This window comes from Gallaecimonas xiamenensis 3-C-1 (genome assembly GCF_000299915.1).
GTDB classification, from domain to species: domain Bacteria; phylum Pseudomonadota; class Gammaproteobacteria; order Enterobacterales; family Gallaecimonadaceae; genus Gallaecimonas; species Gallaecimonas xiamenensis.
The window spans coordinates 36522-54255 of sequence record NZ_AMRI01000003.1 but is presented as its reverse complement, the minus strand read 5'-3'; the positions used below and the strand labels follow the sequence as shown (position 1 = coordinate 54255).

18 protein-coding genes and 1 pseudogene are annotated in these 17734 nt (G+C 61.9%); 8 read left to right on the top strand and 11 right to left on the bottom strand.

What is annotated here, in order from left to right:
* Positions 1–184 precede the first annotated feature (184 nt).
* Positions 185–505: a met regulon transcriptional regulator MetJ gene (gene metJ / locus B3C1_RS02585; RefSeq protein ID WP_008482706.1), complete on the top strand. Its 321-nt coding sequence runs from the start codon at positions 185–187 to the stop codon at positions 503–505.
* Between the two features lie 41 nt (positions 506–546).
* Here metJ and B3C1_RS02580 read toward each other — a convergent pair whose 3' ends face one another.
* The 3 genes and pseudogenes from B3C1_RS02580 to rpmE form a co-directional block, all read right to left on the bottom strand.
* Positions 547–2100: a S8 family serine peptidase gene (locus tag B3C1_RS02580; protein ID WP_008482705.1), complete on the bottom strand. Its 1554-nt coding sequence runs from the start codon at positions 2098–2100 to the stop codon at positions 547–549.
* Positions 2101–2361: 261 nt separating this feature from the next.
* A pseudogene (locus B3C1_RS02575) lies at positions 2362–3588 on the bottom strand (malic enzyme-like NAD(P)-binding protein); the annotation flags it as partial.
* A 145-nt stretch (positions 3589–3733) separates the two neighbouring features.
* Positions 3734–3949, bottom strand: coding sequence for a 50S ribosomal protein L31 (gene rpmE, locus B3C1_RS02570; RefSeq protein WP_008482702.1), 216 nt, complete (start codon positions 3947–3949; stop codon positions 3734–3736).
* Between the two features lie 102 nt (positions 3950–4051).
* On the opposite strand from rpmE, the gene priA reads away from it, so the two are divergent.
* From priA to hslU, 4 genes are all read left to right on the top strand, one after another.
* Complete coding sequence (gene priA, locus B3C1_RS02565) at positions 4052–6253, top strand: primosomal protein N' (RefSeq protein ID WP_008482701.1); 2202 nt, start codon at positions 4052–4054, stop codon at positions 6251–6253.
* A gap of 54 nt (positions 6254–6307) precedes the next feature.
* Positions 6308–6889: an SPOR domain-containing protein gene (locus B3C1_RS02560; RefSeq protein WP_008482699.1), complete on the top strand. Its 582-nt coding sequence runs from the start codon at positions 6308–6310 to the stop codon at positions 6887–6889.
* 125 nt (positions 6890–7014) lie between these two features.
* Positions 7015–7536: an ATP-dependent protease subunit HslV gene (gene hslV, locus B3C1_RS02555; protein ID WP_008482698.1), complete on the top strand. Its 522-nt coding sequence runs from the start codon at positions 7015–7017 to the stop codon at positions 7534–7536.
* Positions 7537–7539: 3 nt separating this feature from the next.
* On the top strand, positions 7540–8871 hold the full coding sequence (gene hslU / locus B3C1_RS02550; protein WP_008482696.1) for an HslU--HslV peptidase ATPase subunit: 1332 nt from the start codon (positions 7540–7542) through the stop codon (positions 8869–8871).
* A gap of 52 nt (positions 8872–8923) precedes the next feature.
* Here the strand turns inward: hslU and B3C1_RS02545 are convergent, their stop codons facing one another.
* From B3C1_RS02545 to B3C1_RS02535, 3 genes are all read right to left on the bottom strand, one after another.
* Complete coding sequence (locus tag B3C1_RS02545; RefSeq protein WP_008482695.1) at positions 8924–10762, bottom strand: methyl-accepting chemotaxis protein; 1839 nt, start codon at positions 10760–10762, stop codon at positions 8924–8926.
* A gap of 146 nt (positions 10763–10908) precedes the next feature.
* A complete protein-coding gene (locus B3C1_RS02540; RefSeq protein WP_008482694.1) occupies positions 10909–11184 on the bottom strand; it encodes a hypothetical protein in 276 nt (91 codons plus the stop codon).
* A gap of 50 nt (positions 11185–11234) precedes the next feature.
* Positions 11235–11564 carry a MaoP family protein gene (locus tag B3C1_RS02535; RefSeq protein ID WP_237750950.1) on the bottom strand — a complete coding sequence of 110 codons (330 nt, stop codon included), beginning with the start codon at positions 11562–11564 and terminating at the stop codon, positions 11235–11237.
* Between the two features lie 143 nt (positions 11565–11707).
* Between B3C1_RS02535 and hdfR the strand changes: the two genes are divergently transcribed.
* Positions 11708–12565: an HTH-type transcriptional regulator HdfR gene (gene hdfR / locus B3C1_RS02530; protein WP_008482692.1), complete on the top strand. Its 858-nt coding sequence runs from the start codon at positions 11708–11710 to the stop codon at positions 12563–12565.
* Here hdfR and B3C1_RS02525 read toward each other — a convergent pair.
* The 3 genes from B3C1_RS02525 to B3C1_RS02515 all read right to left on the bottom strand — a co-directional run bounded on the left by B3C1_RS02525 (position 12529) and on the right by B3C1_RS02515 (position 14725).
* Positions 12529–13596: an MJ1255/VC2487 family glycosyltransferase gene (locus tag B3C1_RS02525; protein ID WP_008482691.1), complete on the bottom strand. Its 1068-nt coding sequence runs from the start codon at positions 13594–13596 to the stop codon at positions 12529–12531. The genes hdfR and B3C1_RS02525 overlap by 37 nt on opposite strands.
* A gap of 20 nt (positions 13597–13616) precedes the next feature.
* Positions 13617–14123 (bottom strand): phosphatase PAP2 family protein, encoded by a 507-nt coding sequence (locus B3C1_RS02520; protein ID WP_008482690.1) that lies wholly within the window; start codon positions 14121–14123, stop codon positions 13617–13619.
* Between the two features lie 74 nt (positions 14124–14197).
* The gene (locus tag B3C1_RS02515) at positions 14198–14725 is read right to left on the bottom strand and encodes a lipid-binding SYLF domain-containing protein (RefSeq protein WP_008482688.1); all 528 of its coding nucleotides are present in this window, start codon (positions 14723–14725) and stop codon (positions 14198–14200) included.
* Between the two features lie 194 nt (positions 14726–14919).
* Here B3C1_RS02515 and rraA point away from each other — a divergent pair, with 194 nt between their 5' ends.
* Complete coding sequence (gene rraA, locus B3C1_RS02510) at positions 14920–15405, top strand: ribonuclease E activity regulator RraA (protein WP_008482685.1); 486 nt, start codon at positions 14920–14922, stop codon at positions 15403–15405.
* A 27-nt stretch (positions 15406–15432) separates the two neighbouring features.
* Here rraA and B3C1_RS02505 read toward each other — a convergent pair whose 3' ends face one another.
* The gene (locus B3C1_RS02505; RefSeq protein WP_008482684.1) at positions 15433–16053 is read right to left on the bottom strand and encodes a LysE family translocator; all 621 of its coding nucleotides are present in this window, start codon (positions 16051–16053) and stop codon (positions 15433–15435) included.
* A 62-nt stretch (positions 16054–16115) separates the two neighbouring features.
* Complete coding sequence (locus B3C1_RS02500; RefSeq protein ID WP_008482683.1) at positions 16116–16931, bottom strand: AraC family transcriptional regulator; 816 nt, start codon at positions 16929–16931, stop codon at positions 16116–16118.
* Positions 16932–17065: 134 nt separating this feature from the next.
* On the opposite strand from B3C1_RS02500, the gene B3C1_RS02495 reads away from it, so the two are divergent.
* On the top strand, positions 17066–17716 hold the full coding sequence (locus B3C1_RS02495; RefSeq protein WP_008482682.1) for a DsbA family oxidoreductase: 651 nt from the start codon (positions 17066–17068) through the stop codon (positions 17714–17716).
* Positions 17717–17734: the final 18 nt, after the last annotated feature.

The window sequence follows — 17734 nt, the reverse complement described above, 5'->3', positions numbered from 1 at the left end:
CAGAAAGCTGGTGAAGCGGCCCCTGAGGCCGGCCAGGGGCCGTTTTGACCCTCAGATGGCCCTAGGTTAGCCGCTTACACTTTTAGGCGTCAAGATGTTTAGACGTCTAAAATAAGGCGAGATTGACTGTCCCTTCCAAGGGGGTACAATTTCCTGCAATAAAAGAAAGGTCTAAGGCACTCTCATGGCTCAATGGAACGGCGAGTACATCAGCCCCTACGCTGAACACGGCAAGAAAAACGAACAAGTCAAAAAGATCACCGTCTCCATCCCCCTCAAGGTTCTGAAGATCCTGACCGACGAGCGGACCCGTCGCCAGGTCAACAACCTGCGTCACGCCACCAACTCTGAACTGCTGTGCGAAGCCTTCCTGCACGCCTTTACCGGCCAGCCCCTGCCCGGGGACGAGGACCTGCGCAAAGACAGGCCTGACGATATCCCGGAGAGCGCCAAGCAGGCGATGAAAGACCTGGGACTGGAAATACCGGACCTTTACGAAGACTAAAAAAACGCGGCCCAAGGGCCGCGTTTTTCGTTCTGGGGTTATCAGTAACTCCAGCTCAGGGTCACGCCGCTGTAGCTGCTGTAGGCCCGCACCCCGAAGTACCAGGTACCGGTACTGGGGTTGCTGATGGTGCAGGTTTCGCTGTTGCCGTTGAGATAGGGGCGACAGCTCCAGCTGCTGGTGGTGGGCTGGGCACCGAAGCGGGTATACAGATCCGCGTCGCCGCTGCCGCCACTGATGGTGACGGTCAGGCTGCTGGTGCCGGACGGAATGGCCACGCTGTGGTAGTTCCAGTTACCGGTGCTGGCAGACAGGTTGCTGATGCTGCCACCGTTACCCGGAGGGGTGGTACCGCCGCCACAGCCGTTGGCGGTCAGGTAGTCGTGGGCCGCCTTGGCCTTGACGATACCGTAGCCGTAGTAGTTGTCACGGCCGGCACTGCCCTTGTCCTGGGCTGTGGCATTGAGGGCAGCCCGGATGTCGGCGTTGGAGCACTGGGTATGGAGGCTCCACACCAGGGCCGCTACCGCTGACACATGGGGGGTGGCCATGGAGGTGCCTGAGTAGTTGGCGTAGCTGTTACCGGGCACGGTGGAGCGCACACCAACCCCGGGGCCGGAGATCTCCACCTGGCTGTTGTACTGGGAGAAAGAAGCGCGGGTGCCGCTGCTGTCTACCGCCGCCACCGACACCACGTTGTTGTAGGACGCCGGGTAGGACAGGCTGGAGTTGCCGTCATTGCCCGCTGCCGCCACGATCAACACCCCGTCGTTGTAGGCGCTGTCCATGGCGTTGCGCTCGGTGGTGGAAGAACCGCCGCCGCCCAGGCTCATGCTGATCACGTTGGCCCCGGCCGCTTCACACTGCTGGATGGCCGCCACCAGATCGGACCCGTAGGCCCAGTTGCCGCTGTTGTTGAACACCTTGACGATGTGCAGGCCGATGTTGCCCGAGTCGCTGACCCCCACCACACCCACATTGTTGCCGCCGATGGCGGTAATGGTGCCCGCCACATGGGTGCCGTGGCCGTTACCATCGTCATACCAGTTGCCGGTGTCATAGCCGCCGTAACCGTCGTTGCCGGTAATACCGGAATTGGGCAGATCTTCATGGCCCAGTGAATAACCGGTATCGACGATACAGACCTTGCGGTTGGCAATGGCGGAGTCGGACAACTGATCAGCCTGGACCATGGTGATGCCGTAAGGCACCTGTTCGGCCATCAGGTGGCGCTTGGGGTCCACTTCGATGTATTCCACTGCCGGGTCTTTTTTCAACAGTGCCAGTTGCTTGGCATTGAGCTGGGCAACACTGACCGCCGCCTTGGACAGGTGCATGATGGCTTTGGCATCGGCCTTGGCCAGCAGCGCTTCTGCGGCCTGCACACTGAACTGCCCTTGGGCCATGGGCCCGGTGACGCTCTTGGCGGCCAGGTCCTTGCTCAGGGGGTTAGGGGCTTTGTATTTAATGATGTAGCGCCCTTCTTCGGCGGGCTTGATGGTGAGGTCGTCTTTGAGTGAGGCGGCGACGGCGCCGCTCACGGCGGACAGGGCAAAAAGTGAAGTGGCTCCTGCCACCAAGATCCTTTTGTTCATGGGTGTCCTCTCTTAGTGATTGCCATTCCAGGCAAGAAAACCCTAGCCAAGGCGGGACACAAAGTTTTAACAAAAGTCGGATTTTGTGACGCGAATGGGTGTTTATTGACCACTAGAACACCCTGGATATTCATATAGAGAATGTACTTTCTCTTTTCAGATCAGCTGTTTAAAACGGCAATAATAAAAAAGCCGGCCCAGAAAGGCCGGCTCTAACGAAAAGCCAAACAGGCTAGCCCTTTCGGCTTATGCCATGTAGTTGTCCGGCATGGGCACCTGGGCCACGCCGCTGTCCACCGCTGCCTGGGCCACGGCGCGGGCCACTCGGGGTAGCAGGCGCGGGTCCATGGGCTTGGGAATGATGTACTGGCGGCCAAAGGCCAGGTTGTCCACCCCGGCGGCAGCCAGTACTTCGGCAGGTACCGCTTCCTGGGCCAGGCCTCGGATGGCCTCTACCGCTGCCACCTTCATCTGGTCGTTGATGGCGGTAGCCCGCACGTCCAGGGCACCCCTGAAGATAAAGGGGAAGCACAGCACGTTGTTGACCTGGTTGGGGTAGTCGGAGCGGCCGGTGGCCATGATCAGATCGTCACGGGTACGGTGGGCCAGTTCGGGTTTGATCTCCGGGTCCGGGTTGGAACAGGCAAACACTACCGGGTTGGGGGCCATCAGCCGCAGGGCGTCGGCGGGCAACACATCGGGACCGGACACACCGACGAACACATCGGCGCCTTCAATCACGTCTTCGAGGCTGCGCTTGTCGGTGTTGTTGGCAAAGAGGCGCTTGTACTCGTTGAGATCGTCGCGGCGGGTGTGGATCACCCCCTTGCGGTCCAGCATGTAGATGTTCTCACGCTGGGCACCACATTTGATCAGCAGCTCCATACAGGCCACGGCGGCGGCGCCGGCGCCCATGCACACTACCTTGGCGGTGGCGATGTCCTTGCCTTGGATCTCCAGGGCGTTGAGCATGCCGGCGGCGGTAACGATGGCGGTGCCGTGCTGGTCGTCGTGGAACACCGGCACAGAGCAGCGTTCAATCAGCGCCTGCTCTATCTCGAAGCACTCGGGGGCCTTGATGTCTTCGAGGTTGATACCGCCGAAGGTGTCGGCGATGGCCGCCACGGTATTGATGAATTCTTCGGTAGTGCGGTGTTTGACTTCGATGTCGATGGCATCGAGGTTGGCAAAGCGCTTGAACAGCAGGGCCTTGCCTTCCATCACCGGCTTGGAGGCCAGAGGGCCCAGGTTACCCAGGCCGAGGATGGCGGTACCGTTGGAGATCACCGCCACCAGGTTGCCCTTGGCGGTGTACTTGTAGGCGTTGTCCGGGTCGGCGGCGATTTCCCGCACCGGCTCGGCAACACCAGGGGAGTAGGCCAGGGCCAGATCACGGGCCGTATCGGCCGGCTTGGTCAGGCAGATACCGATTTTGCCCGCCGTCGGTTCGGCGTGGTAATCGAGGGCTTGTTGTCGGAAGTCAGACATAATGGGTGCAACATTCGTAGGGTTTGAGTGTAGGAATTCGGCGCTAGGCTTTGTGAAGTGTCGCACGTTCTGGTGAAAAAGATATATCCGACCACCCATAAAAAAAGGCGCCCCAAGGGCGCCTTTTTTGTCGGTAAAGGGGAGCTTACTTCTTGCCGCCCAGAACCGCGAAACGTTTGTTGAACTTGTCAACACGGCCACCGGTATTCACTTCTTTCTGCTTACCAGTGTAGAAAGGGTGACAGGCGCCACAGACGTCCAGGTTGATGTCTTTGGCCATGGTGGATTTGGTTTTGATCACGTTACCGCAGGTGCAGGTAGCGGTGATTTCAACGTAGTTAGGATGAATACCGTCTTTCATGGGATTACCTCATTGGGCCGTGTCGCCATCTGGTCCAGTGCCAGACACCACACGATTGTGTTAACGTTCGGGAATTCGAAGGCGCGCATAATACCGGATCCCTTGCTCAATAATCAATCCCCGCCCCGCGTGATTCGTGTCCTGCTGCCCACTCCCATGCGGCGCGGATTCGACTATCTGCTGCCTGCCGATTGCCAGGTCCAGGAAGGGGCCAGGGTCCGGGTACCCTTTGGTAAAGGTAGTCGCATCGGCCTGGTGGCGGCGCTGGATGTTGCCCCCCAGGTGGAAGCGGACAAGCTCAAGGCCATAGACGAGGTACTGGACGCCGCGCCGGTGCTGCCTGCCGCCCTTGGCAAGCTGGTGCGCTGGGCCGCCGATTATTACCTGCACAGCGCCGGTGACGCCTGGCAGCAAGCCCTGCCGGTACTGCTGCGCCAGGGGGCCCCGGCCAGCGGCGAAGAAGGCATCTGGCAGCTCAGCGCCGACGCCGCCAAGGCCGCCGTCCCCAAAAACGCCAGCAAACAGCTGGCCGCCCTGGCCCGGCTCCAGGCCGGTGAACTGTCCGACTTCGACCTGGCCGAGCAGAGCTTTGATCGGGCCACCCTGCGCACCCTGGCCGACAAGGGCCTGGTTACCCTCAGCCACAGGCGCCAGCAGGGCCAGCCGTTCTGGACGTCGCCCCTGGTGGTCAACCCCGGCCCCAGGCCCAACAGCGAGCAGGCGGTGGCCATTACCGCCATCAACAGTGCCAAGGGTTTTGCCCCCTTTTTATTGGAAGGGGTGACCGGCTCGGGCAAGACCGAGGTTTACCTGTCGGCCATGAGCGAAACCCTCAAGGCCGGTAAACAGGTGCTGGTACTGGTACCGGAGATCAGCCTCACTCCCCAGACCCTGCGCCGCTTTCAAAAGCGTTTCGAAGTGCCCATGGCCCTGCTGCACTCGGGGCTGACCGACAAGGAAAGGCTGTCGGTATGGCGCCAGGCCAGGGACGGGGAGCTGGGCATCGTCATCGGAACCCGCAGCGCCGTGTTCACCCCCCTGGCCCGCCCTGGCCTGATTATCGTCGATGAAGAGCACGACGCCTCCTTCAAGCAGCAGGAAGGCTTTCGCTACCACGGCCGGGACCTGGCGGTGGTGCGGGCCCAGCTCGAACAGGTGCCCCTGGTGCTGGGCTCGGCCACCCCGGCCCTGGAAAGCCTGGCCAATGCCCAGGCTGGCAAGTACCAGAAGCTGACCCTCAACCAGCGGGCCGGGGGTGCCAGCCAGGTGCGCTTCGACCTTATCGACATCAAGCACCAGCCCCTGACCGCCGGCCTGTCGCCGCCAGTGCTGGCCGCCATCAAGGCCCACCTGGGCCGGGGCGAGCAGGTGCTGGTGTTCTTGAACCGCCGGGGCTTTGCCCCCACCCTGCTCTGCCACGAATGCGGTTGGATAGCCGACTGCCAACGCTGCACCGCCTACCCGACGGTGCATCGGGGCCGGCAGCGGCTGATCTGCCACCACTGCGGCTCGGACCGGCCCCTGCCCCACCAGTGCCACAGCTGCGGCTCGACCCAACTGGTGGGAGTGGGCCTTGGCACCGAGCAGCTGGAAGTGGAGCTGACCGCCCTGTTCCCCGACTACAAAGCAGTGCGCATCGACCGCGACGCCACCCGCCGCAAGGGCAGCCTGGAGTCGGCCCTGGACGGCATCCGCCAGGGCCAGTACCAGCTCCTTATCGGTACCCAGATGCTGGCCAAGGGCCACCACTTTCCCGACGTCACCCTGGTGGTGCTGCTGGACGTGGACGGCGCCCTCTATTCGGCGGACTTTCGCGCCGCCGAGCGGCTGGCCCAGTTGGTGGTGCAGGTGGCGGGCCGGGCCGGGCGGGCCAACAAGCCGGGGCGTTTGCTGCTGCAAAGCCACCACCCGGAACATCCCCTGCTCAGCCAGCTGCTCACCAACGGCTACGGCGCCTTTGCCGAAGAGGCCCTGGTGGAGCGGCGCCAGACCCTGCTGCCGCCCTTCAGCGCCCAGGCGCTGTTTCGCAGTGACGCCCTCAAGGCCGAAGACGCCCAAAGCCTGCTGGAAGCCATAGGCCAGCGCCTTCAGCAAAGTGCGCCACAGGGGGGCTGGGTGCTGGGCCCCCTGCCGGCGCCCCTGGAAAAAAGGGCCGGCAAATACCGTTTTCAACTCTGGGTTCAGTACCAGGACAAGAAAGTCCTGCGTCAATGGCTGGCGCCGCTGCTGGCCGAGCTGGAAGCCCAGCCACCCCATCGCCGCGCCAACTGGACCCTGGACCTGGATCCCATAGACAGCGCTTGATTTCCAAGGCCCCCTTGGCCAGCATAAGCCGACCCTCGGAGACACTGCCCCCACATGGCACGCAAAGATTACGTAAAAAGCTCGGCGCCCAAGCGCCGCAACAGCAAAAAGGCCCCGCCACGCCAAACCCCCTGGATCGCCATAGGGGTGTTCGGGGTGTTCGCCCTCGCCTTTATCTATGTACTGGTACAGCTCAACAACAGGCCGGACGAACCGGCGCCAAAGGTGCAGGAAAAGCCCCAGGCCCAGCCCAAGGAGCAGCCCAAGACCCAGGCACCACCCAAGGCCACCCAGGCTCCGGCCAGCCAGCCCAAGGAAACCTTGCCGCAAAAGCCCAAGGAAGAGTGGCGCTACGTGGAAACCCTCAAGAACAAAGAGGTTGAGGTGGAGGTGCCGGTCAGGCCCAAGAGCAACACCCCCTACCAGATGCAGTGCGGCTCTTTTAGGAACTACGACCAGGCGGAAACCCAGAAGGCCAAGCTGGCCTTCGTCGGCCTCGAGTCCCAGGTGCGCAAGACCGGCGACTGGTACAGGGTGGTACTGGGCCCCTATGAAGGCAAACGCGCCGCCCAGAACGAGCAGCACAGGGCCGAGAAGGCCGGTTTCCCCAACTGCGCCATCTGGCCCTGGCGCTGAACCTCAGCCGAACGGCAATCCTTAAAGCACTATCTCCTGAGCGGCGCCCTTGAAAAAGGGCGCCGCTGCCCCCAATTGCTAGGACAAGCCCAGTGGCGCAGTGCGCCCTTGTCTCAGGAGATCCCATGACCACTATCGTTTCCGTCCGCCGTAATGGCCAAGTCGCCCTCGGTGGCGACGGCCAGGTTTCCCTTGGCAATACGGTCATGAAGGGCAACGCCCGCAAAGTGCATCGTCTATACAACGGCCAGGTACTGGCCGGTTTCGCCGGCGGTACCGCCGACGCCTTCACCCTGCTGGAACGTTTCGAGTCCAAGCTGCAATCCCACCAGGGCAACCTGGAGCGGGCCGCCGTGGCCCTGGCCAAGGAGTGGCGCACCGACCGCGCCCTGCGCCGCCTGGAAGCCATGTTGGCGGTAGCCGACAAGGAAAGGTCCTTCATCATTACCGGTAACGGTGACGTGGTGCAGCCCGAACAGGACATCATCGCCATCGGTTCCGGCGGCAACTATGCCCAGGCCGCCGCCAAGGCCCTGCTCAACAACACCGAGCTGGCCGCCAAGGACATCGTCGAGAAGAGCCTGACCATAGCCGGTGAGATCTGCGTCTTCACCAACACCAACCAAACCATCGAAGTCCTGGAGTAAAGCATGTCGTCCATGACCCCCCGCGAAATCGTCCACGAACTGGACCGCCACATCATTGGCCAGGCCAATGCCAAGCGCTCCGTGGCCATTGCCCTGCGTAACCGCTGGCGCCGCATGCAACTGGACGAAGCCCTGCGCCAGGAAGTGACCCCCAAGAACATCCTGATGATTGGCCCCACCGGTGTCGGTAAGACCGAGATCGCCCGCCGCCTGGCGCGCCTTGCCAATGCCCCCTTTATCAAGGTGGAAGCCACCAAGTTCACCGAAGTGGGCTATGTAGGCAAGGAAGTGGAGCAGATCATCCGCGATCTGGCCGACGTGGCCATGAAGATGACCCGCGAGCAGGAGATGAAAAAGGTCCGTACCCGCGCCGAAGAAGCGGCCGAGGAACGCATCCTCGACGCCCTGCTGCCCCGCCCCCGCAACCAGTGGGGCGAGTCCGAAAAGGCCGAGGGCGACAACCACACCCGCCAGGTGTTTCGCAAGAAACTGCGCGAGGGCAGCCTGGACGATAAAGAGATCGACATCGACATCGCCGCCCCGCAGATGGACATGCAGATCATGGCCCCGCCGGGCATGGAGGAGATGACCAACCAGCTCCAGTCCATGTTCCAGAACCTCGGCGGCCAGACCAAGCAGAGCAAGAAGCTCAAGGTCAAAGACGCCCTGAAACTGGCCATAGACGAAGAGGCAGCCAAGCTCCTTAACCCGGAAGAGGTAAAGGAAAAGGCCCTGGCAGCGGTAGAGAACAACGGCATCGTCTTCCTGGACGAGATCGACAAGATCTGTAAGCGCGGCGACACCTCAGGCCCCGACGTATCCCGCGAAGGGGTGCAGCGGGACCTGCTGCCCCTGGTGGAAGGCTGCACCGTCAACACCAAGCACGGCATGGTCAAGACCGACCATATCCTCTTTATCGCCTCCGGCGCCTTCCAAATGGCCAAGCCGTCCGACCTTATCCCCGAACTGCAGGGCCGCCTGCCGATCCGGGTGGAGCTGGACGCCCTGACCGCCGAAGACTTCGTGCGTATCCTCACCGAACCCAAGGCCAGCCTTACCGAGCAGTACAAGGCGCTGATGGCCACCGAAGGGGTCAAGGTGGAGTTCACCGAAGACGGCATCCACAAGCTGGCCGAGGCGGCCTGGCAGGTGAACGAGCGTACCGAGAACATCGGGGCGCGGCGCCTGCACACCGTCATGGAACGGATGATGGAAGATATTAGCTTCGCCGCCGCCGACCACGACGGGGAAACCCTCACCATAGACGCCGCCTATGTGCAGTCACACCTGGGCAAACTGGTGGAAGACGAAGACCTGTCCCGCTTTATCCTCTAAGCGCGGCGCACAAAAAAGGCCACCGACAGGTGGCCTTTTTCATGGGCGGCGTTTAGACCTTGAAGCGGCTGATCACCGCCGCCAGTTCTTCGGCCTGCTCTGCTACATGGGCCGAAGTTTCGGCATTGCCATGGGAAGCGGCAGCGGTCTGCTCGGCCACGTCGCGGATCACCACCACGTTGCGGTTCACTTCGCTGGCCACTTGGCTTTGTTCTTCGATGGCGGCGGCGATCTGGGTGTTCATGTCCAGGATGCGGTCCACGTCCTGGGTAATGGCACTCAGCAAGGCGCCAGCCTTCTGGGCATCGGCGGCGCTTTCCAGGCCCTCGCCACGGCAGTCTTCCATCAGGCTGACGATGGACTGGGTCTTTTGCTGCAGGGTCTGGATGATGCCGGCGATCTCTTCGGTGGAGGTCTGGGTACGCATGGCCAGGGTCCGCACTTCGTCGGCCACTACCGCAAAACCACGGCCCTGGTCGCCGGCACGGGCCGCTTCGATGGCGGCGTTCAGGGCCAGCAGGTTGGTCTGCTCGGCAATGCCACGAATAACATCCAGCACCGACCCTATGGTGTGGGCGCTCTGCACCAGTTCGTCCACCACCATGGCCGAGCTTTCCAGCTGGCCGGCCAATTGCTCGATACGGCCTATGGTGCTTTGCAGCTGGCGATAGCCTTGCTGGGCGTTGTCGTTGGTTTCCTTGGCCTTAACCGCCGCCATCTCGGTATTGCGGGCGATCTCCTCGATGGTGGACCCCATCTCGGTGATGGCGGTGGCCACCAGGTCGGTCTGGCCCAACTGGTCACGGGAACCGGTGGAGGTCTCTTCGGCATTGGCCGACAGCTCGGAGGTGGCGCGGCTGAGGTAGTCCACCGCCTGCTTGCTTTGGCGCACCAGGGCCCGCACCCCGTCCATCATGTTGTTGAAATGGCCGCCCATCTGGGTCAACTCGTCGTTGCCGTTCTGGTCCAGGCTCAGGGTCAGGTCACAGTCGGCGGCGATGCGCTGCATGGTGTTGATGCTGTTGCTGAGCTGGCTGTTGAGCTGGCGCACGATCAGCAGGGCCAGGGTGATCAGCAAACCGGCGATCACCAGGGCAAAGATCAGCAGGCTGGTCAGGGTCTGGGACTTTTCCTGCTCTATGGTACTGGCCAGGGTGGCGCTGATGCTGTCAAAGAGGTCTTCGGTGGCTTGCACCTTGTCACGAAGCTGGCCGGTCAGGCCCTCAGCCGGGGTCAGGCCTATCACCTTGCGGGCTTCTACCAGGGCCTTGAAGTCGCGCTGGTACTGGGCCATGGCCTGGCGGGCGTCCTTGTCGTCCAGCAGGCTGTTAAGGGCGCCAAAGTCGCTGTCGAACTTGTCCACATACTTGGTGGCCAGACGCAGCATGAAGTCCTTCTCGTCGCGGCGCAGCTGCAGTATGGCGGCCAACTGATCGTGGCGGCCGGATTTCTTCACTTCCGCTTCGGCCTGGTGCACGGCGTCACGCAGGCTGCCATAAAGGCCGGATTCGGCATCGAAACCCACTACCCGATACTGGGCCACCAGTTGCCCAAAGACCTGGCTGTAGCCCTTGATGTCACGCTTGAGGCTGGCCAGTTCACGGTCGTCCACCCCTTCGGCCTGCAGCAGCCTGCTGAGGCTGTCGAGGCTGGCTTCAAAGCCATGCTCTTCCTTTTCAAAAGCCTGGGCGTACTTGTCGTCCAGACGCATCAAGAAGTCCTTCTCGTGGCGGCGCATCAGCAGCATCTGGTTGTTGAGGGTCTGGTTCAGGCCGGCAGCCTGAGACAGGGTGTCGAGGCTACGCCAAGACCACCAGGTACCGCCAAGCAGCAACAAGAGTGCCGCTACAGCCAAAAACGCCAAGCCATAGAGTTTGTGTCGGATGAGCATAAAGCCTCGCCTGTGGGTAAAGAAAGTAGACGGAGCCTTCCCTGGGAACCGCGCCGCGAAGCGGCCACGATATTAAGTGAGTAGTCGCTTATCGACTGAAAGAGCGACTAGTTTAGGTGAAACTTTTATTACCGTGGGTAAATTTGTTAATCGGCTCGCTCGTTTTTGAGAGCTTGGTCGGTGATGTGGTTGTAAAGATGGAATAATTGCCCGGCCAGGTCATTCAGTTCCGGATGTTGATGCACCAGGGCCTTGGCCTCTTCTGCCGTTTCGATGGCATCTTTGAGAAAGCGCAGGTCGAAATCGTCCAGGCATTCGCCGGCCTCGACTTTGTCCTTGAGCTTGAGCAGGCGGGGAATGTGGCGGTCATTAAGCTCTTCGAGCAAGGCCAGCACGACCCCCTGGCTGGTGGCACCGTTCATCAACTGACTCCCTTGGGCACAACAAAAAAGGCGCCGAAGCGCCTTTTGCCTTATTCGTCAGAGCTGTCGCTCGTGTCGAAGTCAGGGGTACCGTTGCGCGCCGGCGCGTCGCAGATGGTGTAGATATGGCGACGCTGGGTGATACGGTTAAGGTACTTCATCCAGACTTTCTCTTCTACGCTGGATGCGGGCACTTCGCCACGGCAGACGCTGACGAAGCGTTGCTCGTCGCTGGTCATGGGTTCACGTTGGCCGCTGGCCAGCAAGTGCATGCCCATGCCTTTGTCGGTGAGAACATTGGCTTCGGTGATGGTAAAGTCGCCGCTGCGCTGGAAGCCGCGCGGGTAGTTCAGGTCATCAAAAAATTTCTTGCCAGACATAAAGCTGTTCATTACACCTGTCCCCATGGTTCGTGATGTATCGGCCAGGCCGGCACACGCGGCGGAGTATGGATAACCCGTCAATAGGGGTAAAATGAAAAATATTTATCGCCACCAGAAAAGTTGCTTACTGAGAGCCTGATTTGGATACGGAACTCCTGAAAACCTTTCTCGAGGTGCACCGCTGCCGCCATTTCGGCAAAGCAGCGGAAAACCTGTACCTGACCCAGTCGGCGGTGAGCTTTCGCATTCGCCAGTTGGAGAGCCAGCTCGGGGTCTCCCTCTTTACCCGCCATCGCAACAATATCCAGCTGACCGGCGCCGGGGAGCGGCTGCTGCCCCACGCCGAAGCCATGCTGCTGTCCTGGCAAAGGGCCAAACAGGACATCGCCCTGGCCAGCCACCAGTCGGTGCAGTTGGCCCTGTCGGCCAGCGCCAACATCTGGGACCCTTTCCTGCAGCGACGGCTGCCGCTGATCTACCGCAGCCTGGGCCAGGTGGCACTGCGGGCCGACACGGCCCCGGCCGACCTGCTGGTGCGCTCGCTTCTGGAGCGGCGCCTGGACCTGGCCCTGCTGTTCGACCCGCCCAAGGTGGAAGAGCTGGAGGTACAGGAACTGGGCCGCTTGCGGCTGCAACTGGTGTCCAGCAAGGCCGGGCTTAGCCTGGCCCAGGCTCTGAACGGCCCCTATGCCAAGGTGGACTGGGGCACCCAGTTCAGCATCCAGCATGCCAAGCTGTTAAAGGAGCAGGCGCCGCCGGTGCTGCACACCGGCATCGCCCGCATTGCCCTGGACTTTATCCTCGACCACGGCGGCAGTGCCTACCTGCCCCTGGGCCTGACCCTGGACGCCCTGGACCAAGGCCTGCTGCACCGGGTCAGCGACGCACCGGAAATCCCAAGGGAGCTGTACGGCGCCTACCTCAAGGAGGCCGAGCGGGTCGGCCTTATAGAGCATCTCTGTCAGCTGTTGGCCGCCCCGGACGACAACTTGCAGTAAGAGGGATAGGCCACCTGCCGCCACAGGCTCTGGCACAGCTGCTCGCAGTTGTCCCAGTTACCGGCCAACAGCCAGTCCACCAGGCTGGCTGCCACGTCCGGATAGGACACCGGCTGGGCCGGCGGCAGGTCCAGCCAGGCATCCAGTTCTACCGCCGACAGCTCATACATCACCGACGCCAGCCCAAGCTGGCGCAAGGTCAGCACGTTGGACAGCTGTTCGAACTGGCCGTGCAGGGGTTTGAGCAGCAGTTTCTTGCCCATGCGCAGCGCCTCAGAGGGCAGCTCAAAACCGCCGTTGGCGATCACCCCCACCGCATCCGCCAGATCGGCGTGAAAGCCGGCCCTGGATGGCGGGCGCAGGTGGATATGGCCGCGCTCTTCCAGTTTGGCCTTGGGGTGGTAGCAATAGAACTCCACGTCCGGAAAGGGCTCAAGCAGGGCCAGCACTTCTTCTACCGACTCAAAGGGCAGGTACACCAACACCTTGTTGTGGCGCACCGGTTTGTCCCCGGCACTGGGTTTTTCAATGATGGGGGGCAGCAACTGGTGGCCGAAGTGGTACCAATGCACCCCCAGCTCCACATTGACCGGGGCGAAGTGGCGGATCAGCAACCTTGAGGTCCAGTTATCCCCTTCCTTGGGCACCGGCTGCAGGAAAGACGCCTGGTGGCTGACACCGACACTGGGTACCTTGGCCAGCTTGGCGGCCCAGGCGCTGATGGGCTCGAAGTCGTTGATCACCAGGTCATAGTCCTTGACCGGCAACCCCTTGATGTCTTGCCACAGTTCCCCAAGGCGGCTTTGGCGCAAGGTTTTGCCAAGGCTGACGCTGCCGCGTTCGGTGACGAAGGTCAGGCCCCGGCGGCTCTGGTATTGCCCGAAGGGCTCCATGTCGAAGTAGTCGCCGGCATCCCGGCCGGAGAAGAGGAAGTCTACCTGGACGTCTCTTTTGGCCAGTTCTGCTGCCATCACCCTGGCGCGGGTGATATGACCATTACCCGTCCCCTGCACACCGTACAGAATGCGCATTCAATGACTCCTCGCTTGGCTTAGAACAGTATCAGGCAGGCGCAACAGGCCCCGAGGGCGGCGCCCGCCAGGATATCGGAAGGAAAGTGCACCCCCAGCAGTACCCTGGCCAGCCCCACCAGCATGGCCCAAGGCAGGGCCAGCAGGCCGCTCAGGCCAAAGTGGCCGATGGCCATGGTAACCATGACAAAGGCGGCGGCGGTATGGCCGGAAGGCAGGCTGAATTGGTCCGACGGCTTGATAAAAGCCTGGGCCCCGGGCAATGCCACGGCCGGCCGACGGCGCCGAAAGGTGTTCTTGAGGGCAATATAGAGGGGCAACTCGATGGCAAAGGCCGCCAGCAGGTCCAGTACATAGCCCTGCAGGGCCGGCCACTGGCTCATCCAGAACGCCAAGGCGATAAGGCCGTACAAGGGGCCGTCCCCGGTGCGGGAGACCCAGCGGGCTATGCCTGCCATCTGCCGCCACTGAGGGTGGGACTGGCTTTTCTGGAACAGGCGATGATCCAAAGCGGTCAGGTTGCGCATAGATTGCCTCCCTCTTTGCAGCGAAAGATAGGAGGTCACAATGACAGTGGGGTGACCGCTACTTTACGAATTGGTTAAGGAAGCGCCTGGTAGGTGAACACCTGCCCGGACAGGGAGGCTTCGTACATCAGGCCGCCCAGGGCCATGGTGAATACCGATACGCCGTTTTCATAGTCGGCGCTGGTGCCGGCGCCGGCATCCAGGGCCACGGCCGAAGCCTGGGCACCGAAGGCCAGTTCACCCTTGGTGAAGCGCTCGAAAGCGTCGGCAGACTTGAAAAAGACGATCTGGCTATAGGTCTGGCCGCCGATTTGAAAGCCCAGGGTCAACTGCTTGAGGCGGCTCTTGCCCACCAGTTTGCGCTTGACGAACACCAGGCCCTCACCGTAGGCACCGCCAACGATCAGGCCGCCCTTGGCCACTTTCGGGAACACCGCATAGCCGTGGGCACGGTTGAAGAAGGCCTTGAGGCCGGGGTCTGTTTGCAGGAAGGCCTTGATGGCCATAGCCGTATCGGCCTCCAGTTGTTGCACTTCGGCACAGTTCCCCCTCGGCAGGTAGCCGCAGGAAAAACACAGCACAATCAACAACCAAAGTCGCATGCCTGGCTCCACTTGTTACAAAGGCGCCCTATTGTACCCAGATAAATCAACATTGCGACGCCGGTGTGCCAAGGGTAGAGAGGGCTGATTGAACCGCCGCTGACCCTAAGTCAGAAAGGGGGCTTAATTGACGTTTGCGGCAGGAGCGACTTTGGCGCTAACCTTTAGGGCACTCGGCTCCTCAGGACTCTGCCATGGAATACAACACTTCTGCCCTTTGCGACACCTACATCGACATGGTGGACGTGGTCGAACCCCTCTTCGCCAATTTCGGCGGCCGCAGTTCCTTTGGCGGCAAGGTCAGCACCATCAAATGTTTTGAGGACAACGCCCTGATCCGCGAAATGCTGGAAGAGCCCGGTGAAGGCAGGGTGTTGCTGGTGGACGGCGGCGGCTCCCTGCGCCGGGCCCTGATCGACGCCGAGCTGGCCGAGCTGGCCCTGGCCAACAACTGGGAAGGCCTGGTGATCAATGGTTGCGTCCGGGAAGTGGATGTATTGGAAGATCTGGAGATCGGTATCCATGCCCTGGCAGCCATTCCGGTCGGTGCCGACGAAAAGGGCCAGGGGGAAACCGAGGTACCGGTGAACTTTGGCGGGGTGACCTTCCTGCCCGAAGACTGGCTCTACGCCGACGCCACCGGCATCATCCTCTCTCCAGAGCAGCTGGATATGGTTTAACAAGAAGCCGCCTTGAAGGCGGCTTTTTCATGGCCGAAACTGGGCCAACATCAACACCGCCACCACGGCGAACACCAGGCCGGTGCTCCCTTCCAACCACTGGCGCCAACCCAACAGCCGTTCCCGCACCGATGCCGATCCCAGGCACCAGCCCAGCATGCCAAACCAGGCGAAGGCCAAGCAGAAAAACAGCGCCGCTATACCCAGGCGCGGTGCCATACCCAGTTGTGCCGGCAACAAGCCTCCCACCAGGGTGAAGAAATAGAGGTAGGTCTTGGGGTTGAGGATGCTGGTGGCAAAGCCGGCCGCCCAGGCCGAGCCCTCAGGGGCGGCGGCGGGAGTCAGGGCAGGCTGGGCCTTCGCGGCGTTACGGGCACATTGCCAGGCCAGCCACAGCAGCCAACTGCCGCCAATCAGGGGCAGCCAACGCAACAGCTCCGGCAACCAACGGCTGATAAGACCAAAGGCAAAGAGCACCACCAGGCTGTGCACCAGGATCGACGATGACAGGCCAAGGGCCATCCACAACGCTTGGCGCCGCCCCTGGTAAAGGCTGGCCCTGAGCATCAGGGCAAAGTCCGGGCCCGGCGCCACCAGAGCCGCCAGATGCACGGCGGCCAGGGTCAGGAAAAGGGAAATGAGCGACATGGATACCTCCTCGGAATGAAGAGACCATGGTGCCGGCCAAGGCAAATCCTGCCTTGGACAATCTAGCGGCGGGTTTGCTGCTGGTATTGCTGGGGGGTGAGGTTGTAGTGGCGGCGAAAGGCCCTGACCAGGTGGCTCTGGTCGAAAAAGCCCAGGTTTGCCGCCACGTCCTTGACCCGCAGGCCGGCCTTGAGCCCGTCCCTGGCACGCTCCACCCGCAGCGCCGTCAGGTAGGCGTGGGGAGTAATACCCATGGCGGCCCTGAACTGGCGCAGGAACTGGTATTGGTTGAGCTGGTAGCGCTCCGCCAGGGCCACCAAGCTGTGCTTGGCGTCGAGGCTGGTCATCAGATAGTCCCGCAGGTCCTTAAGCTGAAAGGGGCTAAGGCCCCGGGCCCCGGCCAGGGGTTTTACCGGCTCGCCGTGGTGGCGCAGCAGGTGTTCCATCACGAACAGCAGCAGGCTCTGGGCGGCCAGGGGTTCGGCCTGTTCCGACTGGCGGTGTAGGGTTAAAAGCCCCTGGTAAAGGGCCTGGTCCTGCACCACGGGCCCCTTGAAGAAACGCAAGTCCCGCCCGCCCATCATGGCACTGACCCTGGCCATGGCCGACAGGGGCAGGCGAATGAGGCGGACCTGATAATCGCGGTTTTCGGCCCCTTCGCCATCATGGACTTCGTCGGGGTTGAAGGTGGACAGGCTGCCGGGGGTCAGGATGTGGCGGTGGCCCTTGTGCATAAAGGCCTGGGCCCCCTGGTCCACCAGCCCGATGTGGTAGTCCAGATGGACATGGCGGTCGAACACGAAGCCCTGGTAATGGGCCCGCACCAGCTCCAGGCCGGGCCAGTCGGGCAGCAGGTGGTGCTCGATATGGCGTTGCATAGGATCCCCCAAGGTCAGGCCCTTGAGTCTAGGGGCAGGACGCAACCCTGTCTTGTAAAAAATTGCAGCCCTTGCCACCCTGAGGCAAAGGCGGTGCCGCCCTCACTTTCCCAAGGCATCGCCAAGGAGCCTTCATGAACACCGTCAAGATTGATTTCGTCTCGGATGTGGTTTGCCCCTGGTGTGCCATAGGCCTGAGCGCCTTGGAAAAGGCCATGGCCCAGCTGGCCGGCGAAGTGGCAGTGGAGCTGCGCTTCCACCCCTTCGAACTCAACCCGCAAATGGGCCCAGAGGGCGAAAGCATTGAAGAGCACCTGGTGGCCAAGTACGGCATGAGCCCGCAGCAGCTGGCCGAAAGCCAGGAGCAGATCGCCCAGCGGGGCGCCGCCCTTGCCTTTCATTTCGACATGGACAAGCGCGACCGCATCTACAACACCTTCGACGCCCACCGGCTGCTGGCCTGGGCCCAGACCCTGGGCAACGACCACCAGTTGGCCCTGAAAAAGGCCCTGCTGGCCGCTTACTTCGGCCAGGGTCAAAACCCCGGTGACCACAGCCTGCTGCTGGCCCTTTGTGGCCAGGTTGGCCTGGACCAAGACCAGGCCAAGGCGGTGCTGAACAGCGACCGATATGCCGAACAGGTGCGCCAAGAAGAGAGCCTGTTCCAGCAAAGGGGCATCAATGCGGTACCGGCGGTGGTCCTTAACGACAAGTACCTGATCTCCGGTGGCCAGTCGGTCGACTACTACGCCCAGGCCCTCAAGCAGGTGGCGGCCGAGGGCTAAACCAGGGCGGCGGCCTGG